This window comes from Mesorhizobium sp. L-2-11 (assembly GCF_016756595.1).
Lineage (GTDB): Bacteria > Pseudomonadota > Alphaproteobacteria > Rhizobiales > Rhizobiaceae > Mesorhizobium.
In genome coordinates, this window is the sequence record NZ_AP023257.1 from 4,203,560 (window position 1) to 4,229,691 (window position 26,132).

Annotated in this window: 24 protein-coding genes, 1 tRNA gene and 1 pseudogene; 12 read left to right on the forward strand and 14 right to left on the reverse strand. The window is 61.6% G+C overall.

Going from position 1 to position 26,132, the window contains the following annotated elements; genetic code table 11:
- Positions 1 to 15: 15 nt before the first annotated feature.
- From JG739_RS20150 to JG739_RS20165, 4 genes are all read right to left on the reverse strand, one after another.
- Positions 16 to 993, reverse strand: coding sequence for a quinone oxidoreductase family protein (locus JG739_RS20150; protein WP_202363082.1), 978 nt, complete (start codon positions 991 to 993; stop codon positions 16 to 18).
- 71 nt (positions 994 to 1,064) lie between these two features.
- A complete protein-coding gene (pcsA, locus tag JG739_RS20155) occupies positions 1,065 to 1,916 on the reverse strand; it encodes a phosphatidylcholine synthase (protein WP_370463445.1) in 852 nt (283 codons plus the stop codon).
- Positions 1,913 to 2,527, reverse strand: coding sequence for a DUF1326 domain-containing protein (locus JG739_RS20160; RefSeq protein WP_202363083.1), 615 nt, complete (start codon positions 2,525 to 2,527; stop codon positions 1,913 to 1,915). The genes pcsA and JG739_RS20160 overlap by 4 nt, the downstream gene beginning before the upstream one ends.
- A gap of 12 nt (positions 2,528 to 2,539) precedes the next feature.
- Positions 2,540 to 3,478, reverse strand: coding sequence for a DUF2182 domain-containing protein (locus JG739_RS20165; RefSeq protein ID WP_202363084.1), 939 nt, complete (start codon positions 3,476 to 3,478; stop codon positions 2,540 to 2,542).
- Positions 3,479 to 3,540: 62 nt separating this feature from the next.
- On the opposite strand from JG739_RS20165, the gene JG739_RS20170 reads away from it, so the two are divergent.
- On the forward strand, positions 3,541 to 4,752 hold the full coding sequence (locus JG739_RS20170; protein ID WP_202363085.1) for a UbiH/UbiF family hydroxylase: 1,212 nt from the start codon (positions 3,541 to 3,543) through the stop codon (positions 4,750 to 4,752).
- 208 nt (positions 4,753 to 4,960) lie between these two features.
- Positions 4,961 to 5,284, forward strand: coding sequence for a heat shock protein HspQ (gene hspQ, locus JG739_RS20175; RefSeq protein ID WP_202367544.1), 324 nt, complete (start codon positions 4,961 to 4,963; stop codon positions 5,282 to 5,284).
- A 127-nt stretch (positions 5,285 to 5,411) separates the two neighbouring features.
- Here the strand turns inward: hspQ and JG739_RS20180 are convergent, their stop codons facing one another.
- Positions 5,412 to 6,041, reverse strand: a complete 630-nt coding sequence (locus JG739_RS20180; protein ID WP_202363086.1) for an invasion associated locus B family protein — start codon at positions 6,039 to 6,041, stop codon at positions 5,412 to 5,414.
- A 232-nt stretch (positions 6,042 to 6,273) separates the two neighbouring features.
- On the opposite strand from JG739_RS20180, the gene JG739_RS20185 reads away from it, so the two are divergent.
- From JG739_RS20185 to JG739_RS20195, 3 genes are all read left to right on the forward strand, one after another.
- Positions 6,274 to 8,088 (forward strand): extracellular solute-binding protein, encoded by a 1,815-nt coding sequence (locus tag JG739_RS20185; protein ID WP_202363087.1) that lies wholly within the window; start codon positions 6,274 to 6,276, stop codon positions 8,086 to 8,088.
- 23 nt (positions 8,089 to 8,111) lie between these two features.
- Positions 8,112 to 8,792, forward strand: a complete 681-nt coding sequence (locus JG739_RS20190; RefSeq protein ID WP_202363088.1) for a DsbA family oxidoreductase — start codon at positions 8,112 to 8,114, stop codon at positions 8,790 to 8,792.
- Between the two features lie 501 nt (positions 8,793 to 9,293).
- The gene (locus tag JG739_RS20195) at positions 9,294 to 11,198 is read left to right on the forward strand and encodes an ABC transporter ATP-binding protein/permease (RefSeq protein ID WP_202363089.1); all 1,905 of its coding nucleotides are present in this window, start codon (positions 9,294 to 9,296) and stop codon (positions 11,196 to 11,198) included.
- Positions 11,199 to 11,321: 123 nt separating this feature from the next.
- Here the strand turns inward: JG739_RS20195 and gor are convergent, their stop codons facing one another.
- From gor to rpiA, 3 genes are all read right to left on the reverse strand, one after another.
- Complete coding sequence (gene gor, locus JG739_RS20200) at positions 11,322 to 12,710, reverse strand: glutathione-disulfide reductase (protein ID WP_202363090.1); 1,389 nt, start codon at positions 12,708 to 12,710, stop codon at positions 11,322 to 11,324.
- A 144-nt stretch (positions 12,711 to 12,854) separates the two neighbouring features.
- Entirely contained in the window at positions 12,855 to 13,421 is a 567-nt protein-coding gene (locus tag JG739_RS20205; RefSeq protein WP_202363091.1) for a DUF2059 domain-containing protein, read from the reverse strand.
- The gene (gene rpiA / locus JG739_RS20210) at positions 13,408 to 14,136 is read right to left on the reverse strand and encodes a ribose-5-phosphate isomerase RpiA (protein ID WP_202363092.1); all 729 of its coding nucleotides are present in this window, start codon (positions 14,134 to 14,136) and stop codon (positions 13,408 to 13,410) included. Before rpiA ends, JG739_RS20205 begins: the two co-directional genes overlap by 14 nt.
- A 150-nt stretch (positions 14,137 to 14,286) precedes the next feature.
- Here rpiA and JG739_RS20215 point away from each other — a divergent pair, with 150 nt between their 5' ends.
- The 5 genes from JG739_RS20215 (at position 14,287) to JG739_RS20235 (ending at position 18,894) form a co-directional block, all read left to right on the forward strand.
- A complete protein-coding gene (locus tag JG739_RS20215; protein WP_202363093.1) occupies positions 14,287 to 14,970 on the forward strand; it encodes a phosphoglycolate phosphatase in 684 nt (227 codons plus the stop codon).
- Positions 14,971 to 15,099: 129 nt separating this feature from the next.
- Positions 15,100 to 15,174 (forward strand) — tRNA-Val (locus JG739_RS20220).
- 443 nt (positions 15,175 to 15,617) lie between these two features.
- Entirely contained in the window at positions 15,618 to 16,880 is a 1,263-nt protein-coding gene (locus tag JG739_RS20225) for an ABC transporter substrate-binding protein (protein WP_202363094.1), read from the forward strand.
- Positions 16,881 to 16,949: 69 nt separating this feature from the next.
- A complete protein-coding gene (locus JG739_RS20230) occupies positions 16,950 to 18,017 on the forward strand; it encodes a carbohydrate ABC transporter permease (RefSeq protein WP_202363095.1) in 1,068 nt (355 codons plus the stop codon).
- Between the two features lies 1 nt (position 18,018).
- A complete protein-coding gene (locus JG739_RS20235) occupies positions 18,019 to 18,894 on the forward strand; it encodes a carbohydrate ABC transporter permease (protein WP_202363096.1) in 876 nt (291 codons plus the stop codon).
- 75 nt (positions 18,895 to 18,969) lie between these two features.
- Here the strand turns inward: JG739_RS20235 and JG739_RS35425 are convergent, their stop codons facing one another.
- The gene (locus tag JG739_RS35425; protein WP_244750004.1) at positions 18,970 to 19,188 is read right to left on the reverse strand and encodes a hypothetical protein; all 219 of its coding nucleotides are present in this window, start codon (positions 19,186 to 19,188) and stop codon (positions 18,970 to 18,972) included.
- On the opposite strand from JG739_RS35425, the gene JG739_RS20240 reads away from it, so the two are divergent.
- Both JG739_RS20240 and JG739_RS20245 read left to right on the forward strand, forming a co-directional pair.
- A complete protein-coding gene (locus tag JG739_RS20240) occupies positions 19,100 to 20,125 on the forward strand; it encodes an ABC transporter ATP-binding protein (protein WP_244749964.1) in 1,026 nt (341 codons plus the stop codon). The genes JG739_RS35425 and JG739_RS20240 overlap by 89 nt on opposite strands.
- Before the next feature lie 128 nt (positions 20,126 to 20,253).
- Entirely contained in the window at positions 20,254 to 20,511 is a 258-nt protein-coding gene (locus JG739_RS20245; protein WP_202363098.1) for a PepSY domain-containing protein, read from the forward strand.
- A 61-nt stretch (positions 20,512 to 20,572) separates the two neighbouring features.
- Here the strand turns inward: JG739_RS20245 and JG739_RS20250 are convergent, their stop codons facing one another.
- The 5 genes and pseudogenes from JG739_RS20250 to JG739_RS20275 all read right to left on the reverse strand — a co-directional run bounded on the left by JG739_RS20250 (position 20,573) and on the right by JG739_RS20275 (position 26,120).
- On the reverse strand, positions 20,573 to 22,465 hold the full coding sequence (locus tag JG739_RS20250) for a L,D-transpeptidase family protein (protein ID WP_202363099.1): 1,893 nt from the start codon (positions 22,463 to 22,465) through the stop codon (positions 20,573 to 20,575).
- A 511-nt stretch (positions 22,466 to 22,976) separates the two neighbouring features.
- Entirely contained in the window at positions 22,977 to 24,611 is a 1,635-nt protein-coding gene (locus JG739_RS20260; protein ID WP_202363100.1) for a DUF1254 domain-containing protein, read from the reverse strand.
- A 123-nt stretch (positions 24,612 to 24,734) separates the two neighbouring features.
- Positions 24,735 to 24,875 (reverse strand): annotated as a pseudogene (locus JG739_RS20265) (transporter); the annotation flags it as partial.
- A 173-nt stretch (positions 24,876 to 25,048) separates the two neighbouring features.
- A complete protein-coding gene (locus JG739_RS20270; RefSeq protein ID WP_202367722.1) occupies positions 25,049 to 25,243 on the reverse strand; it encodes a hypothetical protein in 195 nt (64 codons plus the stop codon).
- A complete protein-coding gene (locus JG739_RS20275; protein WP_202363101.1) occupies positions 25,209 to 26,120 on the reverse strand; it encodes an alpha/beta hydrolase in 912 nt (303 codons plus the stop codon). Before JG739_RS20275 ends, JG739_RS20270 begins: the two co-directional genes overlap by 35 nt.
- Positions 26,121 to 26,132: the final 12 nt, after the last annotated feature.

Sequence of the window (26,132 nt, forward strand, 5' to 3'; positions counted from 1 at the left end):
AGCACGATGCCTGGCTCAGGGGATAAGAATGGTTGTCCCGGTCGTCCTGCGGCCTTCAAGGTCGGAATGCGCCCTGCCGGCATCCTCGAGCGGGTAACGCTGATTGATCTTGATCTTGGCCGCGCCGCTGAGCACGATTTCGAACAGAGCGGCGGCGGACGCCTCCAGATCTTCGCGCCTGGCGTTGTAGACGAACAGCGTTGGACGGGTTGCGAACAGCGAACCTTTCTGCGCCAGCAGCGACATGCTGAACGGTGGGACCGGTCCCGACGATTGACCGAAGCTGGCGAACATGCCGAGCGGCTTCAGGCAGTCGAGCGAAGCCGGAAAGGTGTCGTTGCCGACCGAATCATAGACGACGTCGCACTTCTTGCCGCCGGTGATGGCAAGAACGCCGGCGACGAAGTCCTGCTCGCGATAGTTGATGACGTGGTCGAAGCCATGCGCCTTGGCGAGTTCGATCTTGTCGGCGGAACTGGCGGTACCGATCACGGTTGCGCCAAGATGCTTGGCCCATTGGCCGAGGATCAGCCCGACGCCGCCGGCCGCCGCGTGAAACAGGATCGTGTCGCCCGCCTTCACCTTGAAGGTACGGCGCAGCAGATATTCCGCCGTCATCCCCTTCAGCATCATGGCGGCCGCCTGCTCGTCGCTGATGCCGTCCGGCACCTTGACGACGCGATCAGCGGCGATCACGCGCTGTTCGGCATAGGCGCCAGTCGTCACGGCGTAGGCGATGCGATCGCCCGGCTTCAGCCAGTCGATATCAGCGCCCACTTCCACCACCACCCCGGCCGCCTCGCCGCCGGGTATCAGCGGGAAACCGCCAGGCGGCTGGTAAAGTCCGGAGCGATGATAGACGTCGATGAAATTGAGGCCGATTGCCGTGTGCCTGACCAGGATTTGCCCGGAGCCGGGTTGGCCCGGATCGGCGTCTTCATAGGTCAGGACCTCCGGACCGCCATGGGCGTGGATGCGTATTGCTTTGGACATTGATGAGGCTCTCTTGGGACCAGACTCTCTTGGGATCAGACTTCTATCGGGGGACTAGACTTCGATCGGGATCAGTTTTTCTTGGCGCCGAGCGTTGGAAACAGCTGCATGATACCGCCGATGCATGCGAGATAAAGTCCGGTGACCGTGATGCCGATCTTGGTGAAGACACTCACCTGCTCGCCCAAGACGCCGATCTGGTCGTAGAAGGCGGCAAGCGCTGCCTGCGCCAGCGCCAGCGCTCCGAAAGCGCACCATAGCAACGTCATGCCAAGGTTGATCGGCCGCAGCCGCGCCACCCGCACCGGGTGGATGAAATTGATTGGCATAAAGGTCAGGATGGCGGCCACCACGACCACGGCGAAGGAAACCCATTGTCCCGGCTCGATGACGAACAGCGTAAACACCACCATGTTCCAGACCACGGGAAACCCCTTGAAGAAGTTTTCCTTGGTCTTCATCCCGGTGTCGGCATAGTAGATGGCGCTCGACACGACGATGATCGCTGCCGACAGGAACGACAGGCCCTCACCCATGAAGCCGCGCTGGTAAAGCGCGAACGCCGGTATCAGCACATAGGTGACGTAATCGATGATGTTGTCGAGGAGTTCGCCCGACCATGTCGGCAGGATTTCCTTGACCTCGAGTTTCCTGGCGATCGGCCCGTCGATGCCGTCGACGAACAGCGCCAGCCCCAGCCACCAGAACATCGCCGTCCAGCGCTGCTCGCTCGCCGCCACCAGCGACAGGAACGCCAGGAACGAGCCCGACGCGGTCAGCAGATGCACCGAAAATGCGCGCGCCTGCGGCCATGTGACTTTCTTCTTCGGCCTCGGAATCCTGTCAGCGATTTTCCTGGCCGTGATTTTTCCGGCCGTGATTTTCTTGGCCGTGATTTTTCTGGCCGTTGTTTTTTTGCTCACGGGCCCCGCCAGTCCAGCTTGCAGATTTCGGCCGAGCGGCCGGCAAAGTTCCAGTTGCGGCCGAAGGCCCGCATCCTGCTCTTGTCGGACCTGGCGACGATGATTTCCGGTGCGATCCAGTACTCCGAATTGCTGATCACCGTATCCTTGTCGCGGTCCTTGCCGGAAATCGGCGTCACCGCTCCATCGATGATCTTCGGGATCTGGAAGATCCGGGTCCTGTCGCGCGTCTCATAGGTGATCGGCGCCTGCTCGACGCCGAGGAACTTGCCGACCAGGATGGAGAGCAGCGAGGTGGTCCCGCCAGCCTTGCCGGTGAAAATCCTGGTCAGCGCCTTTACCGCGTAGACTGAGGCGCGCTTGTCGATGAACAGTCCGGCGGTCCAGTTGCCGCGGCTCATATAGCCGGGGATTTCCATGACCAGCCCAAGATTGAGACCGGACAGCTCGACCTCGCCGAAATGGCCGGCATCGATGCGGAACCCCGCCCAGGTCTGACAATATCCCTCGGTCGGCGGATGACTGCCGAGAGACAGCACGCAAGGACAAAAAACCGTGCAATTGCAGGAGAGTACCAGCTCTCCCTTCATTGCCCAGCCTTGATCCGCCATAAAATTCTCTCCCTATGCCGAGACTACTAGCAGGGCGATTGCCCAGACAAGCAGTATCGCACCGGCGACCCGGGTTAACAGCCTGCCCGCCGTCTGTTTTTCGATCAAGGTGAACAGGCCGATCAACGCCAACCAGAACACGTTCATCACACCGACGGCGAACATCACCAGCATCAGCGCCCAGCAGCAGCCGAGGCACCAGACGCCCTGCTCGATGCCGAGCCGGAAAATGCGGCCGGGCCTCGCGCTCCAGTTCGAAAACAGGATCGAAAACGGGCTTTTGCATTTTGTCAGGCAGGCTTCCTTCAGGCCGCTGAACTGATAGAGGCCAGCAACCAAAAGCGCAGCCGCTCCTGTCGCTCCGACCACCGGATCGAGCATCTGGACAGATGCGGCGAAGCCGTGGACGATGAGCGTCAGCGCCGAAAACACTGCCGACGCAGCCAACCACACGCTGAGGTAGCCGGCGACCAGGGTCGGCGGATGGACGACCGCTTCGCCCTTGATCCGCGCGGTATCGGCGATCTCGCAATAGGTGCGGATCATCGGCGCCGCCGAAGGCAGCATGGTGGCGACCGCCATCAGGAACCACATGACGATGAGCGCTCCGGCCTGCGCGCCGGCGCCCCCGTCGAGCGGCGCAGGTGCAAGACAAAGGCTGAAGAAGCGGTCGAGAAGATCCGGCAGCGGCAGCCGCGGCAGGTGCCTGAGCATCGTGTCGCCGGGTGCATCGATGCCCGGAACCCGGCTTTCGGCGCCACGCATGGTCATGGCGCCAAGCAGCAGCCACGCCAGGACGACGCCTGCGCCCAAAACGATGTTCACCGCCAGTCGAGGATTGCGCGAGACGCTCGCCGCGGCACGGCCGAAACGGTCGAGATGACTGAAATCATGGTCTTCGGCGGTCATGGCAATCGAATGGGCCGAATCGCCGCGTTGATCAAGCCGCATGATCTGATCTATATGCTCGTCAGGTCGGACCGACCGCCTCGCATCGCAACCGGGAAGCCGAATTGGACCGTCGGGAAACAGCACGGATACTGGTTGCCGGCAGTGGCCCGGCAGGGCTGATTGCAGCGCTTGGTTTCGCAGACGCCGGCTTTCCCGTGACGCTCGTCGGACCCGAGGCAAATGGCCAGGACGGCCGCACGACGGCCCTGATGAATCCGGCCCTGAAAATCCTCGAGCGGTTGGGCGTGCTCGATGCGGTGAGGTCCCAGGCCGCACCGCTGAAGGTGATGCGCATCGTCGATGCAACCAGCCGGCTGATCCGCAGCCCGGTGGTCACTTTCCGCGCCAGCGAAATCGGCGAGGAGCAGTTCGGGCTGAATTTACCCAACCGTGCGCTCAACCCCGCGCTTGCCAGTGTTATTGCCGCGCATTCCGGCATCGAATGGCGAAAAGCGATGGTGCAGACCTGGCGCCTCGAGGGCGACCATGCGCATGCGATCCTGTCCGACGGAAGCGAGATCACGGCATCGCTGGCCGTCGCTGCCGATGGCCGTCTGTCGCCGGCCCGCGAGGCGGCCGGCATCTCGACATCGGCGCAGTCCTATCCGCAGGCGGCATTGGTTCTCAATTTCGGCCACCGCAGCGACCACGCTTTCACCTCAACCGAGTTCCACACCGAGACCGGACCGTTCACCCAGGTTCCCCTGCCCGGCAACCGGTCCAGCCTTGTCTGGGTGGTGGAGCCGGAAACGGCAAAGGAACTCGCCGCACTGGACGACGCGGCGCTTTCGATGCGGGTCGAACAGCGGATGCAATCGATGCTGGGCCGGGTTTCCGTCGAATCCGGCCGGCAGATCTACCAGCTTTCCGGCGTGACGCCGCGGTGCTTCGCGCGCAACCGGGTGGCACTTGTCGGCGAAGCCGCCCATGTGTTTCCGCCGATCGGCGCGCAAGGTCTCAACCTTGGTGTAAGGGATATCGATGATCTGATTGGAATTGCTTGCAAAAACAGGGCGGACCCGGGCGCCATCAAGGCCCTCGCAGCCTATGATTTCAAGCGCCGGCCCGACATCCTGGCGCGCAGCAATGCGGTCAACCTGCTCAACAGGTCGCTGCTCTCGCAGCTGCTGCCGGCACAGATGGCGCGCAGTGCTGGCCTTGGCGTGCTCGGCGGCTTCACGCCGCTCCGCGCCTTTTTCATGCGCGAGGGGCTGCAGCCCGGCAGTGGGTTTGCGGCGCTCGCCGGCGGCTTAAGGAAACAGATCCGGCGCTAGCACGTCCTCGGGCGGGCTGGCCCGTAGCTGGCAGGGCTTCAAGCCGTTCGGCATTGAATTCATCCGGCGTCTGCGCCAAATAGGTCAAGGTATCAGCCATAAGTCGGGCTCGATTTTTTGAAGCGTAACGCGTAAATTTAAGGTTCTAGCGGGTTTTGCGTATTCCAGGGACGACGCGGCCCACTGGGACTTAGTGGTGAGTACCATGATGAAAACAGCCAAATTTTCGATCGGACAGGTGGTCCGCCACCGGCTGTTTCCGTTCCGCGGCATCATTTTCGATGTCGACCCGCAATTCGCCAACTCCGACGAATGGTACGAGGCGATCCCTGCGGATGTGCGGCCGCGCAAGGACCAGCCGTTCTACCACTTGCTCGCCGAGAATTCGGAAACGGAATACATCGCCTATGTGTCTGAGCAGAACCTGCTCGAGGACCGCTCTGGCGAACCGGTGCGGCATCCGGAGATCAGCGAGATGTTCGACAAGCGGCCGGACGGGCGCTACGAGCCGAGACGCCAGTCAAGACATTGACCTGACAGATCGCCCGGACCTGCCGGGATCAAGAAATGGCCGGCCGGAACAAAAAAAGCGGGGCATGACCCCGCTTTTTTTCGGCTTGAGAAATCGTCTTGGTCGCCCAAGTCGCGCCAGGGGGCGATCAGTTGGCGGTCTTCGCCTTGTCCTGCTCTTCCTTTAGCTTCTTGGCGAAGTCCTGGTTGTTCTTGGCAACGAAATCCTGAAGCTTTTTCTGCCGATCCTCGATGTCCGACTGCTTCAGCGGCGGCCCGTCGAAGGCGCCGCTGAAGCCGGTCAGCGCGATCTTGATCGGGTTCGGCTGGTTCTGGAAATTGACCGAGGTCAGCGTCAGGTTCGAACCCTTCTTGAAGGAGGCGACGAGCTGGTCGGTCAGCGGCACTTCTGCCACGCAGCGGTCGGGGAAGCAGATCACATAATCGAGCTTCTGCGCCTTGCCGGTGTCGATCTGGAGGCCAATGCCGGGAGGAACCAGGCGACCGGTCGGAACCGTCACCTGGAACACCTTGCGGTTTACCTTGCCCTTCAATTCGATCAGGCTGACGCCGGTGACGAGCTGGCCGTTGCCGGCTGTGGTGATGTTCTGGACATTGCAGATGTCGACGTCTTCCTGCTTGGTGCAGGCTTTGAACCAGCCCTGCGGAATCTGCTGTTGCTGCTGCGCAAGAGCAGCCGGAAGCTGTGCGCCCAGAAAGCCGACCACGCCAGCGGCCATGACCGACAGGCGGTACGCGTTGCTGTTCAGGCTCGTCATGTCGTACACTTCCTCTCAAATGATCCCGGGACCGGCTTCTTCGCGCCGTGTGGTCCAGCTACCTGTTGCCGAAATGAGGCAACAGAATGACTTCGGACGGCGTGTTACACTGCAAGCGGTGCCGAATCCAGCCCGATATCCGCAATTCTTGAGCTCGCGATTAGCCGGGAGGCTGTCGGCTCATGTTAGGGTGCGCTCCGAATCATCAAGCCGACCCGGTAAGGAGACGGTCATGGGCCGCGTTCTTGTTTGGCTGATCGCCGCGATTGTCACCCTTTCGCTTCAACCAGCCTTGTCGGCGCCGAAACACGCGATCGCCATGCAGGGCGAGCCGGCGCTGCCGGCCGGCTATGCGCATTTCAACTACGTCAATCCCGATGCGCCGAAGGGCGGCAGCATCACCTATTGCGTCGTTGGCAGCTTCGACAATCTCAACCCTTTCATCCTGAAAAGCCTGCGCACGACGGCACGCGGCATGATCGACAGGATTTTCGGCAATCTCGTCTTCGAGCCGTTGATGCAGCGCAATGACGATGAGGCTTTTAGTCTTTACGGCCTGCTTGCCGACACTGCCGATATGGATCCGGAGCGCAGGAGCATCGAATTCCACCTTGATCCGAGGGCCAAGTGGTCCGATGGCCAACCGGTGACTGCCGAAGACGTGCTGTTCACCTACGACGTCTTTACCGAGAAAGGCCGGCCACCCTACAGCGCCCGTATGAGCATGGTCGCCAAACTGGAAAAGACCGGCGACCGCAGCGTGCGCTTTACATTCAACGACAAGGCTAACCGCGAGACTCCGTTGGTCATCGCGATGACGCCAATCGTGCCCAAGCACGCTTTCGACAAGGAGACCTTCGACAGGACCACGCTGAAACCTTTGATCGGCAGCGGCCCCTACACCGTGGCGCATGTGGCGCCTGGCCAGCGCATCGTGTTCAAGCGCAACCCGAATTATTGGGGCAAGGACATCCCGGCCAAGCGCGGTTTCGACAATTACGACCAGATCACCATCGAGTATTTTCTCAACGCCAACGCCAAGCTGGAAGCTTTCAAGAAAGGCATCTGCGCTATCGCTGACGACAGCGATCCGGTCAAGCGCGAGCGCGATCTCGACTTCCCGGCCTTCCACAAGGGCGACGTGATCGCCGAAACGTTCGACACCGGCATCCCGCCAGTGGTGACCGGGTTCCTGTTCAACACACGGCTGCAGAAGTTCTCCAGTCCGGTGGTTCGACGCGCGCTCGGCATGCTCTACGATTTCGAATGGGCCAACAAGAACCTGTTTGGCGGCAAGTACATGCGCACCATGAGCTATTGGCAGAATTCGGAGTTGTCGGCACTCGGCCATCCGGCCGACGACAGGGAAAAAGCGCTCCTGGCACCCTACCCCGGCCGTGTGCCGGCCGATGTCATGGACGGCACCTGGCGGCCACCTGTCACCGACGGCTCGGGCCAGGACCGCAGAGTGCTGAAAGCCGCCTTCGACATATTCAAGGGCGCCGGCTATGCCTTGCAGGATGGAGTGATGCTCGATCCCGAGGGGAAACCCTTCGGCTTCGAGATCCTGACCGCTTCCCAGAACGAGGAGCGGCTTGCCGCCATCTACCAGCGCACACTGGCGAAGATCGGCATCGATGTCACCATCCGCAGCCTTGACGGCGACCAGATCCAGTCGCGCAAGCAACGTTTCAATTTCGAGGTGCTGATCGGCGCCAGCGGCTTCGAGAACTCGCTGTCGCCGGGCATTGAGCAGTTCGGGCGCTGGGGATCAGCTGCCGCCAATGCCGAAGGATCGTTCAACCTTGCCGGCGTCGCCGATCCGGCGATAGATGCCGCACTCGAGGCGATGGTCGAGGCGCGCAGCCGCGAGGATTATGTTGCCGCCGTCCGGGTCCTCGACAGGTTGTTGATCTCCGGCCACTACATGGTTCCGATGCAGCACAACACGCAGCAATGGCTCGCTTACTGGAGCTATCTGGAACATCCGCGAAAGACCTCCATTTCAGGCTATCGACTGCCGACATGGTGGCGCAAGCCGAAGTGACCTCTTCGGAACAGGAGATCAAGATGAGCAACGAGAAGTCGATTACCGTCGATGTGGTCTCCGACGTCGTCTGCCCCTGGTGCTTCATCGGCCAGAAGCGACTCGACAAGGCGATCGCCGCGGCAAGCGAGGTCGAGGTGCATATTCGCTGGCGGCCATTCCAGCTCGACCCAACCATCCCGCCCGAAGGCAAGGATCGCCGCGAATACATGATGGCCAAGTTCGGCAGCGACGAACGCATCCGCGAGATCCACGCCCGCATCGAGCCATTGGGCGAAGCCGAGGGAATCAACTTCGCGTTCGCCGCCATCAAGGTTGCGCCCAACACGCTGGACGCGCACCGGGTCATCCGCTGGGCTGGCGCCGCCGGCGAGGTCATGCAGAACCGGCTGGTGCGACGTCTGTTCCAGTTGAATTTCGAGGAAGGCGCCAATCTCGGCGACCATGCCGTGCTGATCAACGCCGCGAGCGAGGCCGGCATGGATGCGCCCATTGTCGAGACGCTTTTGCCGACAGAGGCCGATGTCGAGGCGGTGCGCACCGAAATCGCCACTGCTTCGCGCATGGGCATCACCGGCGTGCCGTGCTTCCTGCTCGAAGGCAAATATGCGGTGATGGGCGCGCAAGACGTCGACACGCTCACCGACGCCATTCGCCAGGTTGCGGCGGCGAAGGCGCGGGGCGAGTTGGAGAAAGCGACCTGATAGACGTCATTCCATAAGCGCGTTTGGCGACATCGCCACAGCAGCCAACGCCCTCCGGTCACTTTCCGGCTGCCGCCAGGTCGATCTGGCAACAAGGATGACGGCGCGTCTTTGCGTCGATTCGTCTTCCACAACATAAAAATCGGCCGATCGATCACGCTCTTCCCATAACAAAACTGTGCAAAACGCCTTCCCTTGGGGAAGATGCTGACGCTTGCATACCTGAAACAGCAACTCATTGAAATCATAGCGATAATACGGGTCGAGAGCGGCATCGCATGGCGTTGCCGCTGTTGCTTAATGGCAACGGCCAGGGGTTCAATCCTCCACAGCCCGAGAAAAGGTAATTGAAAATGATCAATTGGTGTTACTGTCTGTAATAAAACTAAAAGAGGTTTGGGCGGGATTGTGATTCGGGTCGGCAGACCAGAGCGACATTCAATATCGGAAAAATACCTCCGCGGCGCCGCAAGGTCGCCGCTCCTGACACCGGTTTCCTCGATGCGCAGCTTCTGGGGACTGATGCGGGCCTACTGGTTCTCGGACCGCTGGGTGGAGGCCTGGACGCTGACGCTGGTCATCGCCCTGTTTACCGCGCTCTCCAGCAAGGCCGGCGTCTGGTTCGCCGAAGCATCCGGGGAACTGGTCAATTCGATTGCCTTTTACCACGATGCCGCGAACACCACGCCACTCGTATCGCTGCTCACCAACGCCGGCGTGCTCATCCTTCTGGTCGTGCTCAAGGACGTGGGCTTTACCGGCATCCGCACTTTTGTTTCCGCGACGCTGCATCGCAAATGGCGCGGTTGGCTGGACAGCCGTTTCAACGCAGCGCTTCTCGACACCAATCACACCCATTTCCATGTTCAGCACGGTTCCACCGGCGCTGCGGCTCCCGACAACATCGACCAGCGCGTCCAGGAGTCGATCAAGGACATGACTGGCGGAGCCATCGGCCTCGCCATAGGGGTGATGGCTGTCGCCACATCGCTTTATTTCGTCGGCCGGAAACTGCTTGAGACCTCGGCAGAGGTGAAAGGGCTGGAGTTCCTCGGCAGCTATGGCAGCGCGGTCCTGGCTTTCCTGGCGGTCGCCATATACGTGCCGCTGAACACCTGGATCGCGGTGAAGCTCGGCAGGTTGCTGGAACGGCTCAATATCCGGATGCAGCAATCCGAAGGCAGTTATCGCGGCGAACTGACCACGTTCCTGCGCCGCAGTTTCCACGTCGCCGCCTCACAGGGCGAGAATGTGCAAAAGACCATGCACGACCGGCTCTATGTCGACATCGACCGCACTTGGGCAAGGCTGAACATCGTCAACACCAGCTACCGTTCTTTCGAGCTGGTCTACACTTTCATCGGCGCCCGCATTGTCGCCTATGCGCCCGGCCTGGTGCCCTACATCCACAACCGTTTCGACCTCAAGGGCTACATAACCGGCTCCGAGATGGTCAATTCGCTCATAAATCAATGTTCGTGGTTCATCCATGTCATGCCTTCCATTGCGGCGCTGCGCGCCAACAGCCAACGCGTGACCGAACTCGCCAACGCGATCGAAAACGTTCAACACCCGCAGCAATTCTACAGTCTCACCGGCTGTTCCGATTTCCGCTACGACCGTCAGAACCCGGTTTTCGGCTTGACCATCCAGAAACTCGAGCTGTCCCATCAGGGCGAGGACGCCACCCCGTTCCTGAGTGCTGCCAATTTGCGCTTCCGGCGTGGCGAGTGGACGTTCCTGAAGGGCGAATCCGGCTGCGGCAAGACATCACTAATCAAGGCAATCAACGGTCTGTGGCCCTATGGCCGCGGCACCATCGTCTTCCCGGAAGGGGTCGAAAGTTTCTATGCCGCCCAGGAGGTCAAGCTGCAGCAGGTTTCGCTGAAGCAACTGGTCTGCCTGCCCGGCTCAGAGCGCGATTACACCGACACGCAGGTTGCATCGGCCCTGCACAAAGCTGGCCTTGGCGATTTCATCGAACACATGGCCGATGAAAGCCGCGACGGAATGATCTGGGACCAGGTGCTTTCGGGCGGCCAGAAACAGAAGCTTGTTGTCGCTCGTATCGTGCTGCAGCAGCCCGGGCTGCTGTTCCTCGATGAGGCGACCGGGGCGCTCGATCCGGAAGGGAAGATTGCCTTCCATCAGGCGATCAAGGACAATTGTCCAGATGTCACGGTGATATCGATCATGCACGAGGCCGTGCCGCCAAGGTCGCTTTCGGGCGCCGAATTCTACCACAGCATCGTTGCCATCGCGGACGGCGTCGCGAGCAAGAAGCCGCTGGCGCCGAGCCTGCCGGTCGAGCTCACCACCATCCTCGCACACCCCAGGCCAGTCGCGGAACCAAGGCCGGTCGAAGAAAGATGGCTGCGCTTCCCTCGCCGCATCAGGCAGAAATAGCGGCGAACAGAATATCGTTGCCCAGTGTCGCATTGGATTGGTGATCTGAAATTGTGGTCGGGTGGTGCGGCGCCATTGCTTGCGAGCATCGAGTGCTCCGTTGGCGACGGGGTGGGGAAAACGTCAGGCGCGCTCGCCGTCCCTCACCCGGTAGGTCGGCTTGTACATGGTGACGAGTTCTTCCGCCGCGGTCGGGTGCACGGCCATCGTGCGATCGAAGTCATCCTTGGTTAGCCCGGCCTTCAGCGGAATGCCGAGAAGCTGCGCCATCTCGCCGGCATCAGGCCCGAGGATATGAGCGCCGAGCACCTTTTTCGAGGCGCCATCGACCACCAGCTTCATCAGCATCTTTTCGTCGCGGCCCGACAGTGTATTGCGCATCGGCCGGAAGCTGGCGCGGTAGATGTCAACTTCGGAAAAACGCTTGATGGCCTCGTCTTCCGACAGGCCGACCGTGCCGATCTCGGGCTGTGAGAAGACCGCGGTGGCGATCGTTTCATGGTCGGGCGCGGTCGGGTTGGCCTTGAAGGCGGTCTCGACGAAACACATCGCCTCATGGATCGCCACCGGCGTCAATTGCACGCGGTTGGTGACGTCACCGATGGCCCAGATGTTGTCGATGCTGGTGCGCGAATATTGGTCCACATGGATAGCGCCGGTCCTGGTCATCTCGATGCCGACGCCCTCAAGCCCCATGTTTTCGGTGTTGGGCAGACGCCCGATGGCGAGCATGACCTGATCGACCGTCAGCACCTTGCCGCCGGTGACGACAGCGTCGAGGCGCCCGTCCGGACGCTTCCTGACCCATTCGGATACGGCATGGCAGAGGATTTTTATCCCCTTCTTTTCCATCGTCTCGTGCAGCATGAGCCTGAGATCCATGTCGAAGCGGGAGAGGATCTCCTTGCCGCGATAGACCAGCGTTGTATCGACGCCGAGGCCGTGAAAGATGTTGGCGAATTCGACCGCAATATAACCGCCGCCCTCGATCATGATCGCGTCAGGCAATTCCTTGAGATCGAAGGCCTCGTTGGAAAAGATACAATGCTCATGGCCGGGCAGAGCCGGGTGCGGTGCCGGGCGGCCGCCGGTGGCGATGAGAATCTGGTCGGCGGTGACGGTGCGGTCCTCGCCGAGAAGATGCACCGCATGCGGATCGACCAGCATGGCGCGTGACTGAAACGTCTCGCCGCCGGCGCCTTGGACATTTTTCCTGTAGATGGCTTCCAGCCGGCTGATCTCGCGATCCTTGTTGGCAACCAGTGTCTGCCAGTCGAAGCTCGCCTGCGGCACGGTCCAGCCGTAACCGGCGGCGTCGGCAAAGTGCTCGGGAAATTGCGAGGCATAGACATAGAGCTTCTTCGGTACGCAGCCGCGGATGACGCAGGTGCCGCCATAGCGGTATTCCTCGGCAATGCCGACGCGCTTGCCGAGTGCCGCCGCCATGCGCGCCGCCCTCACCCCGCCGGAGCCGCCGCCGATGACGAAAAGATCGTAGTCATAGACGGCCATGGTGCGGCTCCTTGCCCTTCAAAAATGTCTGAGAAGTAGGCTGCGAACCACCAAAAGAAAAGCCCGGACGCCGCGCATCCTATCGGACGCGCAACCGAGGCGGGCTTTCCGGTCCAGCAGCGAAAACGCCGCCGGCAAATATGCTCAGTTCTTCGGTGCTTCCGGCTGCGTGCCATCAGCCGGAGCCGCGGCATTTGCCGGTGCCGCGGCCTTTGCTGCCGCGGCCAGCGTTTCGCCGACCTGCTGGGCGAGATCGCGAGCGACGCCGTTCTGCCAGATTTCGGCGGCCTTGAGCAGGTCACGCGTCACGCCCGGGCCGCTGTCGAGCAGCTTCTTGCCGGAATCGGAATTGTAGAAAGCGGCGATTTCGGTAAGCTCTTTTTCGGAAAATACCTTGGCATAGGCCAGGGCCGCTTCCTTCTCGAGATCGGCGCGGCGCGAGGCCAGCGCCAGAGCCTTTTCGCCAACCGTCCTGCCGATCAGTTCCTGCATGTCCGGGTTCTTCTGGATAAGCTGCTGCTGAAGCGCGGCGGCGGCCTGCGGCAGGATGTTGTCGAACGGGTCCGTCGCGTGGATCGCCGCGACTGCGGCGCGGGCTGCCTTAAGATGCCCCTCGCTGACGTCCTGCGAGAACGCCGGTGACGAAAACGCAAAGACGGCCGAAGCTGCCATAATTGCGGAAAAACGGCGAACCCGGTTATGCAACATCATGATCGGTAGAACTCCCTGGTTTTCGAGCGGCATGGACGGTTTGGACGCCGTCGCCGGCTATGATGGCCGCTGATGCCAGCCCGATGAAAAGACCATGCTCGACCACGCCCGGAATGGCATGGAGAGCATTCGAAAGCGCTCTTGTATCCGGAATGCGGCCAAAAGATGCATCGAGGATAAAATGGCCGCCGTCTGTAACAAAAGGCTGGCTTCCCGTCATCCTCAATGTGACGGGGCCGGAAAGGCCGAGCCTTCCGGCTGCCGCCGCGACGGCGATTTCCGTGGCACGCAGGCCGAACGGGTTGACCTCGATCGGTAGTGGAAAACGGCCGAGCGTCTCGACCATCTTCGAACGGTCGGCAATGACGATCATGCGGGCGGAAGCCGCCGCCACGATCTTTTCGCGCAGCAGCGCACCGCCGCCGCCCTTTATCAACGTCAGCTCCGGATCGATCTCGTCGGCGCCGTCAATGGTAAGGTCGAGCTCGGGCGTTTCTTCCAGCGTTGAAAGCGGCACGCCAAGCTCGCCGCAGAGGATGGCGGTGCGCTCCGAGGTCGGCACGCCGATAACGGTAAGGCCGGTGGCGACCTTTTCGGCGAGCAGCCGAACGAACTCTTCGGCCGTTGAGCCGGTGCCGATGCCAAGCCGCATGCCATCGCTGACATGGGCAAGTGCCGCCCGCGCGGCCTCGACCTTCAGTTGCCTCGCATCCATGTTTGCCCCGGATTTCGCTTGTTTCGGCGCTCCTAGCATCTTTGCCCGTCCGGTCAAAGACTTTGCCCTGTGCATTAACCAGGCACGGCTTGCCCGGACGGGCTGCAGCGGCTATCGCCTGCCGGTAGCGCAATCGTCACAGGACAGGCCATGACCCGACCGATCATCGTGTTCGACCTTGACGGGACGCTGGTCGACACAGCGCCGGACCTGCTCGACAGCCTCAACCACAGCCTTGCCGCCAGCGAACTCGCAGCCGTCGACGAGGCCGGCTTCAAGCGTTTCGTCGGCCATGGCGGCCGGGTGATGATCGAGCGCGCGCACGCCGCGCAGCAGAGATCGCTGGTGGTGGAGGAACACGACCGATTGCTAAAGCTGTTCCTCGATCACTACACCGACAACATCCCGGGCAAATCGCGCCCCTACCCCGGCGTCGTCGAGACAATCGCCCGGTTTGAGGCAGCCGGCTATCTCCTGGCCGTCTGCACGAACAAATACGAAGCCAACTCGGTGGCGCTGATCGAGGCGCTCGGCCTGGCCAAGCATTTCGCGGCGATTTGCGGTCAGGACACGTTTGCGTTCCGCAAGCCCGACCCGCGCCATCTGACCGAAACTATCTTGCTCGCCGGCGGCGATCCGCACCGCGCGCTGATGGTGGGTGATTCGCAGACCGACATCGATACGGCGAAGGCGGCCGGCATTCCGGTGGTGGCGGTCGATTTCGGCTACACCGACCGCCATGTGCGCGAATTCGAACCGTCGGCGGTGATCTCGCATTTCGATGCGCTGACGCTTGCTCTGGCCGAACGGCTGATTGCCGCTGCCGGGCACTGAGCGCGACGGCGACCGGGCCGCTCCCGGCGGAGTTGCATTTCGGTCTTCGTCGGAACGCCCGGACATCGCCTTGACTTCCCCGGCCGGCCTCCCTTATATCGCGGCGCGCTTGGCCTTCGGGCAACGAGCGGGCGATTAGCTCAGCGGGAGAGCACACCCTTCACACGGGTGGGGTCGCAGGTTCAATCCCTGCATCGCCCACCAATGCCCCCTTCCCGTGCAAAGCTTTCATCTGCTTCGCAGCCGCCTACGCTTCGAACTTCCGCCTCATCGCCAGGTTTGCCATGATCCGGTTCATGCGATTCGCCTGGGGACACATCACCAAGCGCTGTCTACCCTTGCAATCGCTCAAGCAGCACATTGCACATGGCCGGGAGAAAGTTGACGGGCGATAAAAGCGTCCTAGGTGAACTGCTATCTCAGTGGCCCGCGAACTGACGAGGGGAAATCGCCGTCGACCTCCTGCTCCGACCAGATGAAAACTGCGCAATTGCAAATGCGTCCGGCTTCCGCGAACATTGCTGGACCCCATCAAGGCTTCGTAGCGGCCGACCCGAAACCAGGGCGCTGGCTTCCCTGCCCGCTGTCCTGGCGGCCTCGACCTTGGATCCAGCCAGCGTCTTTAAGTCAAAACGGAGGAACAAGCGATGAAACTGACAAAGCACCTTGCCAGTGTGGTGATCGCGTCGACCTGTCTGTGTGCGCCCGCGCTGGCGCAGACCAAGTTGACCATGTGGTATCACGGCGCCGGCAATGAGGTGGAGTCGCGAATCCTCAACCAGATCATCTCTGACTTCAACACCAGCCAGTCCGACTGGACGGTGACCATCGAGAGCTTCCCCGAGAAGAGCTACAACGATTCCGTTGCGGCGGCGGCCCTGGCAGGCAACCTGCCCGACATCCTGGATGTCGACGGGCCCGTCATGCCCAATTGGGCCTGGGCCGGCTATCTGCAGCCGCTGCCGATCGACGAGAGCGAGTTCGCCGACTTCCTGCCCGGCGCCAAAGGCGTGTGGGATGGCAAGCTTTATTCGGTCGGTTTGTGGGAGGCGGCGGTGGCGCTTTTTGCACGCCAGTCGACGCTGGATGAATTGGGCTTGCGCACCCCGACCCTCGACAAGCCCTGGTCGCGCGAGGAATTCATGGCCGCGCTCGACGCCGCCAAGGCCTCAGGCAAGTATGAATTTGCCCTTGATCTCGGCATGAACGACCAGGCCGAGTGGTATTCCTATGCCTTCTCGCCGTTCCTGCAGAGCTTCGGCGGCGACATTGTCGACCGTTCGACCTACAAGACCGCGGAAGGCGCGCTGAACGGCGAGGCCGCGCAAGCGTTTGGCAAGTGGTGGCAATCATTGTTCACCGGAGGCTATGCGCCTGGCACCAGCGAGGACCCGGCCGATCAGCAGACCGGTTTCATCGGCGGCAAGTTCGCCTTCCAGTGGAACGGCAACTGGCGCGCGGTGGCAACGATGGAAGCCGTCGATGACGTTGTCTTCCTTCCAGCCCCCGATTTCGGCGCCGGCAACAAGATCGGCGCGGGCTCCTGGCAGTTCGGTGTCTCGGCCAAGTCCAGGCATCCGGAAGGTGCTGCCGAGTTCATCAAGTTCGCCGCGCAGGACAAGTACCTGGCCGCCTTCTCCGACGGCATCGGCCTGATCCCGCCGACGCCCTCGGCGGCGCAGATGACGAAGAACTACAAGGACGGCGGCCCGCTCGCGGTGTTCTTCGACCTCTCCAAGGCACAAGCCCTGGTGCGCCCGGTTACCCCGGGCTACGTGGTCCAGGCCAAGGTCTTCACCAAGGCACTGGCCGATATCGCCAATGGCGCCGATGTGGCCGACACGCTTGACGCGGCGGTCGACGAGATCGACGCCGACATCGAAAGCAATGGTGGCTACGGTCACCGCTAGTCCTGTCGCGCCGGGGTCCTCGCCAGCCGCGGACTCCACCCTCTCTGGCTTGCTGGGCGGATATCGCAAATGGCGTCGAAACTAACCCTGTCGAACCGGGCGGGCTGGACATTCGCCCTGCCGGGCTTCGCACTCATCTTTACATTCATCGTCCTGCCGTTTTTCTTCGCGATCGGTCTGTCATTGACAAATCAGAGGCTGCTGTCGCCGAACCCCACCCAGTTCGTCGGGCTGGAAAACTATCAGCAGCTCCTGGGCCTTGCGGTGGTCACCCTCGAGCCAGAGCGCAACGATGCTGGCGAGATGATCCGAAACGAGGCCGGCGAAATCCAGTATCCCCGCCTACGTGCGATCACCCGTAGCGACGACTATCCTCAGTATCGCGGCATGCGCGAGTGGTTTCGCTGGCAGTCCGGCGAAAACGTCATGGTCGTCATCGCCAGCGACGTTGTGTTCATGAAGGCGCTGGTAAACACCTTCCTGTTCGTCCTGGTCGTGGCGCCGGTCCAGGGCAGCCTGGCACTGATGCTTGCTTTGCTGATCAACCACAGGGTCAGGGGCATCAACCTGTTCCGCACCATCTACTTCATGCCGGTGGTGGTCTCCATCGTCGTGGTCTCGCTCCTCTGGAGGTTCATCTATGACGGCCAGAACGGGCTGTTGAACAGCATCCTCCAGGCCCTCACCTTCGGCCTCTTCCAGCCCGTCGACTGGCTCGGCAATCCATCGACCGCGCTGCCCTCAGTGATGGCCATGTCGATCTGGCAGGCCGTCGGCTTCCATATGGTCATCTGGCTGGCGGGGCTGCAGACGATCAGTCCCACGCTCTACGAGGCCGCCGCCATCGAGGGGGCTTCGCGATGGCAGACCTTCCGCTATGTCACCTGGCCGGGCCTGCGCAACACCGCCGTGCTTGTCCTTGTCGTGATCACCATGCAGGGCTTCGCGCTTTTCGCCCAGATCGACGTGATGACCAGTGGCGGTCCGCTCGACAGCACCCAGACCCTGGTCTTCCAGGCGGTCGAGCGCGGCTACGGCAAGCAGGACATCTCCGGCGGCTCGACCATCTCGGTCATCCTGTTCGCGATCGTGCTGGCGATCTCACTCATCCAGCGCTGGCTGACACGGGAGCGTTGAGATGGCCGTCAATCCCGACAATTACGGCCTCAGGCTGTTCGTCCGCTATCTGGTGCTTTGCCTGATTGCGCTGATCTTCGTCTTTCCGCTCGTCTTCATGATCAACTCGAGCTTCAAGCCGGACAGTCAGCTCCTCGCAGACACGGCCAGCCTGCGTGCCTTCCTGCCCGTCGGCGACATCAGCCTCAACAACTATTTCGGTGCGTTCCGGCGGGCGCCGGTTGGCCTGTTCGTCCTGAACTCGGTCTTGGTCACAGGGGCGACCGTCCTTCTCTCGCTGCTGATCTGTTCGCTGGCCGCATTCTCCTTTGCTTTCCTGCAGTGGAAGGGGCGCGATGTCCTGCTCTCGATCGTCATCGCGACGTTGATCATCCCTTTCGAGACCATCGCTATCCCGCTCCTGCTCCTGGTCTCGAAACTGCCCTGGATCGGGCTTGATGGGCTGCACTGGGGCTGGCTCAATAGCTACCGGGTGCAGATCATCCCGTGGATCGCCGACGGGCTGACGATCTTCCTGTTCGTGCAGTATTTCAAAGGGCTGCCGGGCGAGCTGATCGAGGCAAGCCGGGTTGAGGGCGCCAATTGGTGGCAGGTCTACTATCGCGTCGTCATGCCGCTTTCAGGGCCGGTTCTGGCGACTGCCGCGATCCTGAAATTCCTCGTCATGTACAACCAATATCTCTGGCCGCTCATCGTGGTGCAGCAGGAAAGCTATCGCCCGGTCATGGTCGGCCTCGGCTACTTCTTTCAACTCAACGTCGCCTGGGGCGAAGTCATGGCTTATCTCACCCTTATCACCGTCCCGGTGCTGGTCTTCTATCTGTTGCTGCAGCGCGCCTTCATTGCGTCGATCGCCTCGACCGGCGTGAAGGGCTGACTACATGGCTTTCGCGCTCAAACACCCTTGGATCTCGGACGGCCGGTCTGCCCATGACGGCAAACGCGGGCACGGCTATTCCTCAAGGCCGACCAATCGATCGGTGATCCCGAATTGCCGCACATGAATCAGGAAACGGGAGCCATCGCTCATGGCTGAGGTCTCACTCAAGGGCGTCAAGAAATCCTTCGGTCGCGCCGAAATCATCAAGGGCGTCGATATCCATATCAACCACGGCGAATTCGTCGTCTTTGTCGGACCGTCGGGCTGCGGGAAGTCCACCTTGTTGCGCATGATCGCCGGGCTCGAGGACATAACCGAAGGCACCCTCGAGATCGGAGGCCGGGTGGTCAACCAGCTCCAGCCCAAGCAACGTGGTGTTGCGATGGTGTTCCAGAACTATGCCATCTTTCCGCACATGACCGTGCGCGAGAATATCGCGTGCGGCCTGACGATCGCGGGCGCTTCCAGGCAGGAAAAGCAGCAGAAGGTCGCCGAGGCCGCACGCATCCTGCAGATGGAACATTTGCTCGACCGCCGCCCGAGTCAGCTTTCGGGCGGCCAGCGCCAGCGCGTCGCCATCGGGCGCGCAATCACGCGGAAACCGGCTGTATTCCTGTTTGACGAGCCGCTCTCCAACCTCGACGCCGCGCTGCGCATGGACATGCGCATGGAAATCGGCCGGCTGCGCAGGCAACTGGGCACAACGACGATCTATGTCACCCACGACCAGGTCGAGGCGATGACGCTGGCTGACAGGATCGTCGTCCTGAAGGACGGTCAAGTCATGCAGATCGGAGCGCCGATGGAGCTCTATCACGAACCGGCCAACAGGTTCGTAGCCGGCTTCCTGGGAGCCCCGTCGATGAATTTCCTCAACGTCGAGGTCCTCGACCTCGATGGCGAAGCGGCAATGGTTGGCAACCAGTCCCTGGAACCAGTCAGGGTAGCGACCAGAAGGCGCGCCTTCCGGAAAGACGGCAAGGCCATCCTGGGTGTCCGTCCGCAGTACCTGCGGGCGGTGCAGTCTGGAAAAGGCTTGCTGCATGGCATCGTGGCACATGCCGAGCGATTGGGCAGCGAGACGGTCGTGGACCTGACGCTTCGCGATAACAGTGAACTCATTGCGGCCTTCGATGAAGACAAGGTCTTTCAACCGGGTGACGCTCTGGAGCTCACGTTCGACACGGCCTTGGCCCACCTCTTCCCCGACGAGTTGCAAACGCATTAGCATGAGCAACGACAACAAGATGCGTCGGCGCAATTCGCTTGTGTCCATTCCGGAACCCGGAACAAACCTGCCCGGAACAAACCTGCATGGCCGCGAGTTTCTACTTTCGCGAGAAGTGAGGGAAAGCCATGTTCAGATTTGTTTTGGCGACAGGCGTCGTAGTTCTCTTTTTCGGTGAACCGGCCCTTGCCGCAGACGGAAGTCCATTGCCGCCGCAGAATGCCAAGAAATTGTCGCAGATAATCGCCAAAGTCGAGCAGCGCGACGACTTTCGCTATGTCGACGAGGTCGCCTGGGACAGCGGCGCCTACACCGTTATTTATTACACGACCGACAAGGCGAAGGTCGAAATCAACTATGATCCGGTGACAGCCGAACCCAAATAGATCGCCGCATCCCCTGGCGGCGCGGCCGGTTCCGGCGCCCGCTCTCCCTGCGTTAGCGTCCTCAGATCGCCGGCGAGCGCACTGCTTCCGTGCTGTCGAGGGCCTGCTGCAGCCGCATATCGCGGTCGTAGACGTCGCTGAAATATTCGACTTTGCCGGACATATCAGGCCAGGCGGTGAAATAGGCGACATAGACCGGGATCCTGCGCGCCACCTTTTCGGTCGCATGTCCGTGCTTCAGCTTCTCCGCGATATAGTCGACCGAGGTGCCGAGCACGGCGGCCGCCATGCCGCGCGGATCCTGCAGGCGAACACAGCCATGGCTGAGCGCGCGCATGTCACGCTGGAAAAAGGTCTTTTGCGGCGTGTCGTGCATGTAGATGGCGTGCTTGTTGGGGAACAGGATCTTCAGTTCGCCCAGCGCATTGGCCTCGCTCGGCAGCTGGCGCACGCCATAAGGTATCTTCGCGCCATAGGCGCCCCAATTGACCGAGGAGGACGGAATGCGTTTGCCGCGCGCGTTGACCACTTCATAGCCGGCGCGGTCGAGATAGCCGGGATCCCTGCGCAATCGGGGCAGCATCTCGTTGACGAGGATCGACTGCGGCACGCCCCAATAGGGATGGAAGTCGACCTGCTCGAGCTGATCGTAGAAGAAGGAAGTCTGGTTGGTGGTCTTGCCGATGACGACGCGGGTCTTCAGCTTCTCCTCGCCATTCTCGATGTAGCTCGCGGTAAATGCCGGCTGGTTGATGAAGACACGCGGGCTGCCGAGATCGGATGGCAGCCAGCGCAACTCTTCCAGCGCGACCTGCACCTTTTGAATCTTGTCGGCCTTGGACGTCCCGACTAGCGCCGCGACGGTGCGCGGACCGATGACGCCGTCGCCCTTCATGCCAGCCTTTTTCTGCACCGCCTTGATGACCGGCACCAGTTCCGGGGCATAGACCTCGCTGGTGGCGAGCGTGGCCAATATCTCGCCATAGGCGCCGCCCATCTCGTCGTCGAGATTGCGCGCGATCTTCGTCAGAAGTTTTGGCAGTTCCGGGCTGGTCTCCCCCGGCTTCAGCAACAGCTTGGGATCGACGACGATCTCGTCGTCGGCGCTGGCCTGAAGTGTTTCCAGTTCGACACGCAGCGCCTGGTATTCAGCGTTCTGTGGATGCCGCGATTCGAGATAGGTGCGCACCTGCTGGGTGCGCGTCAGCGTTTTCAGCACGCCTTCCATGTCGAGCGGCTTGGCCGGGAAATCATAGTAGCCGGTGATTCGATTGGGATCGACGCGGCCATTGTGCGCGTCGTGGACATAGCGCAAGACGCGCGCTGACAGCGCCATCTCGAAGCGGACGAGCTCCTGCAGCCGCGCATCGGCGCTGCCGGTCGATGCGCCGGCGGCAGGCACTTCAACCGTATAGTCGGCCGGCGTGAGGCCATAGCTCGTCGCCTCGCCAAGCACCCGCACCGCATCTTGCGCGCGGCTGTTGGCACTGGCTCCCGTCACCCAGATGAAATCCGGATTGGCCGCGTAATAGGCGACGAGCGCCTTGGCGATGTCCTTCTCGGCGTAGAGTTCGTAATCGTCCAGTCCGGCAATCGCTTCGCGAAAGGCAGCGCCGGTGGCGGAAGTTGGCTGGAATGCGGCGTCCTGTGGCATTGCCGGCTCCGGCGCTGCCGTCAGCGTCGAGAAGTCGACGCGCACGAGCGGATCGCTCTTGTAGGTGTAATAGGACGGGCTGCTGATCCGAGAGGCAGCGCGCGCCGTTGCACTTGGCTTGTATTTCAGCCTCTGCCTCGACGGCGGCAGGGGAAAATCACCTTGCCGCGAATGCCTGACACCACCGCCGAAAAGCCGCTCGAAAAACCCTTGCGCGTCTGCCTGCGGGACGCCGAAGGCCAGCATTGCCGCGACCGCCGCAAGCGGCATCACGGTTGCTTTGTTTCCGAGGAATTTCATGGAATCACCCGCTCCGGCTGCAGCCGGCTCCCGTTCCGCATCGCTTGACGGTCTCGCCCACCGCATCATGGATGTAGGGCGCGACTACACCGATTCATACTGATTTCGTTAAGCTTTCATAAATTTCAGAACGTCTCTGTTGCAGAACAGTTTCACAACGGTGGCAGCCGAAGCGAATTGGCTCCGCTCCGGCTCCAGCAAATAGCGCTCAGGTCAGGCGTTGGCGCCGCCGGCGATGGGAATCAACTCGACCAGCCTCAACGCATTCGGCTGCAAGGAAGCACTCTTCCTCGAAGCGGTCGATTTTTACACGCAGGACGAAGCCGTCGCTGTTTAAGAGGGCATCGCGCTGAAAGTACGCCAAGTCGTCCACGGCAAGCGATGAACGGCTCGATTGAGCCCATTGCGGATCTGCGGACCTATCTGCGCTAACATGGGCGCATATTGATGTCCTCTCCACTTGAGTTCTCGAAATCTCCCCTCTGTTTTCGTCGTCAGCCGATGGCTCCTCCTATCGAATCAGCTCGATCTCGCTCGGCCGCCAGCTCTTGTCGAAGAATGACGGCAGCGGGCTGTAGAGGCGCAGGAGCGTGAACCAGCCCTTCTCCGGATCTGTCTGGATCCAGTTGCCCCGTGCCACGCCTTCGGGCCGCGTCGGGCCAAAGTAGACGGTCGTTGTGCCGTCGGCGGCGGCCTCGGCGGCGGGTGAGGGATAGCTCTGGTTGCCGGCGCGCGGATACTTTTGCGGTGTCTGCAGCATCGAGCGCGTCTGGTTGTCGTAGAGCGTGAACGACCAGAAGGCCTCGGCCGGGATGTCCTTGGGAAGCGTCACCTTGTAGGTCTTCGCGCCGTCATAGGGGTTTCCGTCGGCATCGAGGAAGCCCATCAGATACTGCGAGCCCACGCCTGGAATGCGCATGATCATGCCAGGCGAGTCGAGCGTGTAGCCGTAGTAGAAGGCGGTGCGCGAATCGAGGGTGCGCGCGCCAGTCGGTGCAAGCGGCTTGAACATGCCCTGTTCGAAGAGCGGCGGCGGCGTCTCGAAGAATGCGCCGCCCTCCCACAGCATGCTGCCCCACCGCGAACCTTCATAAATGGTCCAATCGGGATGCTGCATGGCGTAGCGCCAGTTGAGTGCCCGCCCGGTCGCCTGGCCGAAGGCGGCCGCATCCGACAGAATCTTCTTCATCCGCTCGTCGGGCGCAAATTCCCTGCCGTGCACGATCCCGATGGCGGCAAGCTGTCCGGCGAGCTCCACGTCATAACTGGTGGCAGGCTCGTTCTGGACGTTTTCGTTGATCATCTCGAAGAAGCCGTAGTCGCTCGGCGGAATCGTATTGAAGGACAGCCCGCTGCCCTCGATGAACTTCGTCTCGGGAATCTTCGGCTCGCCGGCGATACGCACCGTGCCTTCGAGAGCTTGCGCAACACTGGTGCCGTAGGAGCCCGGCTGGTAGGGATAGACCTTCAGGTTCTTTTTGACGTTCTCGACCGCCGGCTTGGGGTCGTTGTCGACGAGATAGGCCCGCGCGGCATAGAGCGCGAAGTTAGTCTTTGAATGCCCGATGAAGTAGCCGCCCTCCGGCAGCGGGCCGTCATAGTCAGGGCCTACGATCAGATATTTGCCACCGAGACCGCGGTCGGGGCCGGGGCCGCCGATGTCGATGATCCAGGAGAACCACATGTCGTTGATCGTGCCGACGGCGTTCGACGGCTGCTCGATCACAATCGGGCCTTTGCTCAGGTCGAGCACGGTGAAGTAGTAGATGGTGTCGGCATTGGCCGTCAGGAACAGCGAATTCGCATCCATCAGTTCGGAGAAGATGACGACATCGCCGGGCTTGGCGCCGATTTCCTCGACGCCCTTGGCGATCCCCAGGGCAGAGGCGCCGCGGAAGCTGTTGTTGTAGGCGTTGAGGGCGTTGGTGAAGTCCAGCGTGTCGTAGACCTTCTGCGCCGTTTCGGCGGTCGGCACGCCGTCCTTGAACTCCAGCGTTCCGGCGCTGGTCTCAATCTTGTCATGGGCGCCGAGCGACTTGAGTGTTTGCGCCGATACATCCGCATAGGCGACACCGGCACCGGCAAGGAACGTGGATGCGGCGAGCAGCAGCATCAGCGCGGAAAGATTGCCGTGGATTGGTTTCATGCTTCGATCCTCTCATCTCGCAGATTTGATCGCGTAGTGGGCAAGCCGATGTGGGCGGCGTCGCTCCTCATTTCCTTGGGTACAGCAGGGCAATGCCCGCCCGCACGCCGATGCCGTCGTCCGGCCGTAGCCGCTGTCGTAGTTGAACTGAAACGGCACGCTGATCAGCGAGGCGACCGGATTGGACAGCTTTTTCGCGAGATCCTGTGCGTCCTGCGCCGAACCGGCTGTGGTGAACAGCAGGGCGGGAAGAACGAATTGCATTAGTCGCTTCGGCCAAATTTCCACCGCTTCCTCCAACCGACGCTGCCAAGAACCCGTGCAGCGACAAGCAAACCGTCGTCGCGGACGATGGCCGATTGCTTGCAGTGACGGAAGGTAATTAACGGTATCCTACAGGAAGAATTCCAGGCGTTGCTCACGCGTGGCAGTGAAAGTTAGTCTTCGATCTGGAGGCCGGCTTTCTTTAGTGAGCTAATGAAGAACTCCACGTCTTCCGGGCGGGCCAGTCGGGTCGAAATCACCTGGTTCTTCACCATCGCCGGCTGATTTTGATCCAGCCAGGCAATTTCGCGCTCGGCATCACTCTTGCCCTCTTTAATGCAGCGATACCGACTCCCGGTGTTCGGCAACGAAGCCGACCGCACGCTCGACCACGCCCCTGTCGGCGAGGATGCGGCGGTGGCCGAGCCCGTCGGCCCAGTACAGCCGCACATGGTCGCCGGCGCCGGCATAGAGCCTTGCATGGTCGGCGGACACTTCGCGGTCGTCCGACGCATGGATGACCAGCGTTGGCACCGGCGTGCTGGCAAGCTGGCGATCGCCGGTGAATTCGTGCAGCGGCCGGCCGGAGATGCGTTCGACCCGGTCGGCCATGGCGGCCTGCGAGCGTGGGCCGACACTGAGCATGCGGCTGAAATCGTTGAAGATCGCCGGCAGCGAACTCGGTGCCGCGATCAGCACCAGCCGCCCGGTCGCCAGCGGCGGAATGCCCTTGACCGAACCGACGACGGCATTGGCGGCGACGGCACCGCCGAAGGAATGGCCGGCGACCGCCACGAACGGGCCGAACCATTCGCCGGTCAGCCGTGCGGCCTCGACAGCGCTGACCAATGTGAGCCGGCGGCCCGGCGATTGGCCGTGGCCCGGCAGGTCGAGCGAGACAACCTTGTAACCGGCGTCACGATAGGCTTCGATCAGCGTGCGCATATATTCGGTGCGCGAACGCCAGCCATGGATGACGAGCACCGTGCCGGCGGCCCGCCTGCCCGGCTCTGGCCTGAATTCATGCACCATGACGCAGCCGTTTTTGGTCTTCAGCCGATGATGGCGCGCCTCGTTCATGAAGCCGGCGGCGCGGTCGACGGCGCGTCGCTCGCCGTCGCTGAGGATCTTGGCGTTCGGCGTGCGGCAGAACAGTTCGAATGCCGCGCGCCCGGTCAGGCGGGGAGCCAAATGTTCGGCGGCGGCAAACACGCCCCGGATGACCTTCAATCCAAATGATGCCATAGTGGCGATCCA